We start from the raw sequence: 5572 nt of genomic DNA on the forward strand, positions 1-5572 counted from the left end.
CCGCGTGCCATGGTGTCCACGCTGGTGCGCATCGGGTCGGGTTGGCCGCCACCGGCACCGCCGCGCGGTCCGCTGCTGCGTGCATGGCCGAGCTGCGTGCCCAGGTGGGCATCAGCGCGCGGGGGCTGGTCGTCGAAGCGACGGCCACCGCCGCCTTCGCCGTCAGGACGCGGGCCGCGACGGGGGGCGTTCTGGGGACCTGCCTTGGGGCGGTGAGCAGCGCCGGAGCCGTTGCCCGGACCGTCGAAGCGGTCGCGGCGCGGCTTGTTGTTGGCGCCTGCGCCGGCGTGGTTGCGGCCACGGCCCTGGCCGCCTGCGCTGCCTTCGGAGCGGCCTTCGTCCGAGCCTGCCTTGGGTGCTGCCTGGCCACGGCCGCCTGCACGACCGCCGCGGTCGGGCTGGGCAGCCTTGTTGGTGCGGATGCGGTCCATCATTTCCTGGCGCGCAGCCTTGGCGGCGGCCTGCATGACGTCACGGCTGGGCGGCTTGCCCGCGCCGCCCCAGATGGTCTGGCGGCCCATGGCGATGGGTTCGGCCACTTCGCCTTCTTCCGGGCCGAAGCCTTCGAGCACCTGCACGGGGATTTCCTGCTTGGTGAAGCGCTCGATGTCCATCATGAAGCCTTCTTCGTCCATGCACACGAGGCTGACGGCATGGCCTTCGCGCCCGGCACGGCCCGTGCGGCCGATGCGGTGCACGTAGTCTTCGGAGACGTTGGGGATTTCGTAGTTCACGACGTGCGGCAGCTCATCGATGTCGATGCCGCGTGCAGCGATGTCGGTGGCCACCAGTGCGCGCAGCTCGCCGGTCTTGAAGCCGGCCAGTGCCTGGGTGCGTGCGCTCTGGCTCTTGTTGCCGTGCAGCGCCATGGCGCTGATGTTGTTCTTGGTCAGGAATTCGGCAACGTTGTTGGCGCCGAACTTGGTGCGCGTGAACACCAGAACCTGGCTCCAGTTGTTCTCGTTGATGATGTGCAGCAGCACCTGCTTTTTCTTGCCGCGGCCCACGGGGTGGATCACCTGGGTGATGCGCTGCACGGTGGTGTTGCTGGGCGTGACCTGGATGGACTGCGGATTGCGCAGCAGGCCGTTGGCCAGGTCGCGGATCTCGTCGCTGAAGGTGGCCGAGAACAGCAGGCTTTGCTTTTCCTTGGGCACCAGGGCCAGCACCTTCTTGACGTCGTGGATGAAGCCCATGTCCAGCATGCGGTCGGCTTCGTCGAGCACCAGGACTTCGACGGTGGACAGGTCCATGAAGCCTTGCTGCTGCAGATCCAGCAGGCGGCCCGGCGTGGCGACCAGGATGTCCACGCCCTTCTTGATGCGGTCGATCTGGGGCTTCATGCCCACGCCGCCGAAGATGACGGTGGAGTTGATGTCCAGGTACTTCGCGTAGCTGCGCACCGATTCCTCGACCTGCGCTGCGAGTTCACGCGTGGGCGTCAGCACCAGGGCGCGGATGCCCTTGCCGCCGAACTTGTTGCGCGGCACCTGGCCTTGCGAGAGGCGGTGCAGCATGGGCAGGGTGAAGGCCGCGGTCTTGCCGGTGCCGGTCTGGGCGCCTGCCAGCAGGTCGTGGCCGGCGAGCACCGCCGGAATGGCCTGTGCCTGGATGGGAGTCGGGTTCTCGTAACCCTCCTCAAGCACGGCCTTCAGAATGGCGGGAGCCAGATTCAGTTCTTCAAATGTCATGTGATCAAAGATGCGCCCGTCCGGGGCGCTGGGTATCAGCCTGCCGAGGCAACCAGGGCGGTTGCCGGACCAGTCGTAGGCGGATGAGGTTCAATGTCGGGAGCCTGGAAAACAGCGTCCATCGTCCCCAGCTGGAATGCTGATGTCACGGGCAACTGGAACCCGCAACGCAGGGTATTGTCGCATGCGCCGATAATCACGGCTGGCGTGCAACCGATTTGTTGCCCGGTTTTTGCAGAAATCAACGATTCAAGTACTCGGACCAGAATGGCTCAATACGTTTTTTCGATGAACCACCTCACCAAGACCGTGCCGCCCAAGCGGCAGATCTTGAAGGATATCTCTCTCAGCTTTTTCCCGGGCGCCAAGATCGGCGTGCTGGGTCTGAACGGCTCTGGCAAGTCCTCGCTGCTCAAGATCATGGCCGGGGTGGACAAGGAATTCGAAGGCGAGGCGCTGCCCATGCAGGGCCTGTCCATCGGCTATCTGCCGCAGGAGCCTCAGCTCAATCCAGAGCACACGGTGCGCCAGGCCGTGGAAGAGGCCATGGCCGAAGTCAACGCGGCCCGCGCGCGCCTCGATGAAATCTACGCCGCCTACGCCGAGCCCGACGCCGACTTCGACGCGCTGGCTGCCGAGCAAGGCGAGCTGGAAGCCAAGATCGCCGCTGCCGGCACCGACTCCGAGCACCAGCTGGAGATCGCCGCCGACGCCCTGCGCCTGCCGGCCTGGGACGCCGTGATCGGCAAACTGTCCGGCGGCGAGAAGCGCCGCGTGGCGCTGTGCAAGCTGCTGCTGTCCAAGCCCGACATGCTGCTGCTGGACGAGCCCACCAACCACTTGGACGCCGAGTCCGTGGAATGGCTGGAGCAGTTCCTGCACCGCTTCACCGGCACCGTGGTGGCCATCACCCACGATCGCTACTTCCTGGACAACGCCGCCGAGTGGATCCTGGAACTGGACCGTGGCCACGGCATTCCCTACAAGGGCAACTACTCCGAGTGGCTGATCCAGAAGCAAAACCGCCTGGAGTCCGAGCAAAAGGGCGAGGAAGCCCGTGCCAAGGCCCTAAAGAAGGAACTGGAGTGGGTTCGCCAGAACGCCAAGGGCCGCCAGGCCAAGTCCAAGGCCCGTATCGCGCGCTTCGAGGAACTGAGCGATTTCGAATACCAAAAGCGCAATGAAACCCAGGAAATCTTCATTCCTGTGGCCGAGCGCCTGGGCACCCAGGTCATCGAGTTCAACAACGTCACCAAGAGCTTTGGCGACCGCGTGCTCATCGACAACCTGACCATGAACATCCCCGCTGGCGCCATCGTCGGCATCATCGGCCCCAACGGCGCCGGCAAGTCCACGCTGTTCAAGCTGATCGCGGGGCGCGAGCAGGCCGATTCCGGCGAAGTCATCGTGGGCCAGACGGTCAAGATGGCCTATGTGGAGCAGACGCGTGACGCGCTGGCCAACGACAAGACGGTGTGGGAAGACATCTCGGGCGGGCTGGACATCATCAACGTCGGCAAGTTCCAGATGGCCTCGCGCGCCTACGCAGGCCGCTTCAACTTCAACGGACAGGACCAGCAAAAGAAGGTCGGCAACCTCTCCGGCGGCGAGCGCGGCCGCCTGCACCTGGCCAAGACGCTGATCCAGGGCGGCAACGTGCTGCTGCTGGACGAACCCTCCAACGACCTGGACGTGGAAACCCTGCGCGCGCTGGAAGATGCGCTGCTGGAGTACGCGGGCACGGTGCTGGTGATCTCCCACGATCGCTGGTTCCTCGACCGCATCGCCACGCACATCCTGGCCGCCGAAGGCGATTCGCAGTGGGTGTATTTCGACGGCAACTACCAGGAGTACGAAGCCGATAAGAAAAAGCGTCTGGGCGAAGAAGGCGCCAAGCCCAAGCGCATGCGCTACAAGGCACTGAAGTAAGCATCAAAGGCAAGCCTCAAAGCGCCTCCGGCACGGGCTGGAGCCTGTATTCTTCGGGCCATGAATCCTCCACCCGTTTCTGTTGCCGCGTTGCAGGCCTGCCTGGTGCAGGCTGTCCGCGGCTCGGAGGCGCTGATCCTGCGGCTGCTGCAGCGCACGGCTCATGCCATGGAGCAGGCCGAGCTGCCTGGCTCCGGCCTGCCGCGCCGCGCTGAAATCCCCGAGGCGCTGGAATTGCTGGCCCGCCACCGGGCCGCCATGCTCAAGGGCTATGGGCTGGCGCTGCTGGAATGCTTTGGCCAATCCGGTGGCGCTGCCGCCTGGCCGCCGGTGCCGGGCATCTCCGGTGCGTCCGGTGTGCCCGGCACCACCGATTTCGCCTCCCTCTCCCTGCTGGATGACTCCGTGCTGCAGTCGCAGCTGGCCCACCAGCGCCTGCTGCAGCATGTGGCTCCGCAGGTGGAGATCGCACTGGCCGAGCTCGATGCCCTGGTCAGCGCCATCCAGGGCCTGGACCGTGTCCAGCCCGAACGCAACCCGCTCAGGCCCCACAACTATGTGCAGGCGCTGCAGCGCGTGATCGACGACACCGGGGTCGAGCCCGAATGCGCCGCCTGCTGGCTGGGCTTCATGCGCGAGCATCTGGGCGCATTGCTGGTATCCGAGTACGGCCATGTGGCCCAGTCCCTGCGCGACCAGGGCGTGCAGCCTGCCGCCTATGGCGTGGCACCGCCGCCCGAGCCGGGCCGGCGCCAGACCGACATGCCGGGGCCGAACCGCTGGCGTGCGCCTTCACACTATGGCGATGCCGTGGCACAGAGCCGCGCCTACGGCGCCTTCGGCCAGCAGGCGCAGGAAGATGAGTTGACGCGGCGCCTGGTGGCCGCCCTGCTGTCCGACCCCCGCTGGATGGATTCACACCGCGAGGCGCCCGCTGCGGCGCCTTCTTCCATGCTGGCCCAACCATCCGCCTATTCCGTGCCCGGGCAGTTTGCGCCGGCCATGGACGGCGCAAGCCGGCTGCAGACCACCGCCTGGCAGGGCAGCGAGACGGCACCCACCGTGCTGGCGGCGCTGCCCGAAGGCTGGACCTCGCTGAGCTGCATGGCGCTGGAGTCCGTGCAGCACCACTCGGCCCAGCTGGAGCAGCTGATGCAGGCCCTGCAGCCACAGGAGCCGCAGGAGCCTCCCCCCGGCGCGCGCGCCGACGACGGCGCGGCGCTGCACACGCTGCAGCGCATGATGCGCTTCATGGCCGCCGACACGCGCCTGCTGCCTTCCGTGCAGCGCACGGTGGGCCGGCTGGAGCCGCTGCTGCAGCAACTGGTGGTCCAGGACACGCGCTTTTTCGAGGACCGCAATCACCCTGCGCGCCAGTTGCTCGACGAGCTGACGGCGCGCAGCCTGTGGTTCGACAGTGAATCCGCACCGGGCTATGGCCAGTTCCTGCAGGTGGCCGATTCCGCTGCCAAGCGGCTGGCGGCCCTGCAGCGCGCCGATGCATCGGCCTTTGCCACGGTGCTGCAGCAGCTGCGTGACGGTTGGGGCGGCAGCGGCATGCAGCCCGTGGGCCCGAGCGAAGCGCCTGAAGATGGCACGGTGACCGGCCCCGTCTCGGCCGCGCTCCGGCGCGTGGAAGGGCGGCGTGCGGACCCGCGCTGGCCGGAAACCGTCATGCCCCGGGCCGAGCAGATCGCAGCCGCCATCCGGCGCCTGCCCAGTGCCCAGGGCGTACCCGATGACATCCTGGAATTCGCCACGGGGCCGTGGGCCCAGGTGATTGCCAGCGTCCAGGAGCCTGTGGACGGCAGCGAGGCCCGCGACCCCGGTGGCTACCTCGCCCTGGTGCCCAGCCTGCTGTGGAGCGTGTCCGCACACGCCGGCCGCGATACCGACCGGCTGGTGGCGCTGGCGCCGCGCCTGCAGGCCCGGCTGCGCGCCGGCCTGCGCAG

3 protein-coding genes are annotated in these 5572 nt (G+C 67.2%); 2 read left to right on the plus strand and 1 reads right to left on the minus strand.

What is annotated here, in order from left to right:
- The coding region (locus L995_RS20240; RefSeq protein WP_047473266.1) for a DEAD/DEAH box helicase at positions 1-1691 on the minus strand (1691 nt) is incomplete at its 3' end.
- A gap of 267 nt (positions 1692-1958) precedes the next feature.
- Here L995_RS20240 and ettA point away from each other — a divergent pair.
- Entirely contained in the window at positions 1959-3620 is a 1662-nt protein-coding gene (gene ettA, locus L995_RS20245) for an energy-dependent translational throttle protein EttA (protein WP_016449924.1), read from the plus strand.
- A 60-nt stretch (positions 3621-3680) separates the two neighbouring features.
- The coding region (locus tag L995_RS20250) for a DUF1631 family protein (protein WP_047473268.1) at positions 3681-5572 on the plus strand (1892 nt) is incomplete at its 3' end.

It is taken from the genome of Delftia sp. ZNC0008 (genome assembly GCF_000799035.1).
GTDB lineage: Bacteria > Pseudomonadota > Gammaproteobacteria > Burkholderiales > Burkholderiaceae_C > Comamonas > Comamonas tsuruhatensis.

Bases quoted from the DNA above. Each gene is read 5' to 3' on its own strand.
- ettA (WP_016449924.1), top strand. From the start codon at position 1,959: ATGGCTCAATACGTTTTTTCGATGAACCACCTCACCAAGACCGTGCCG.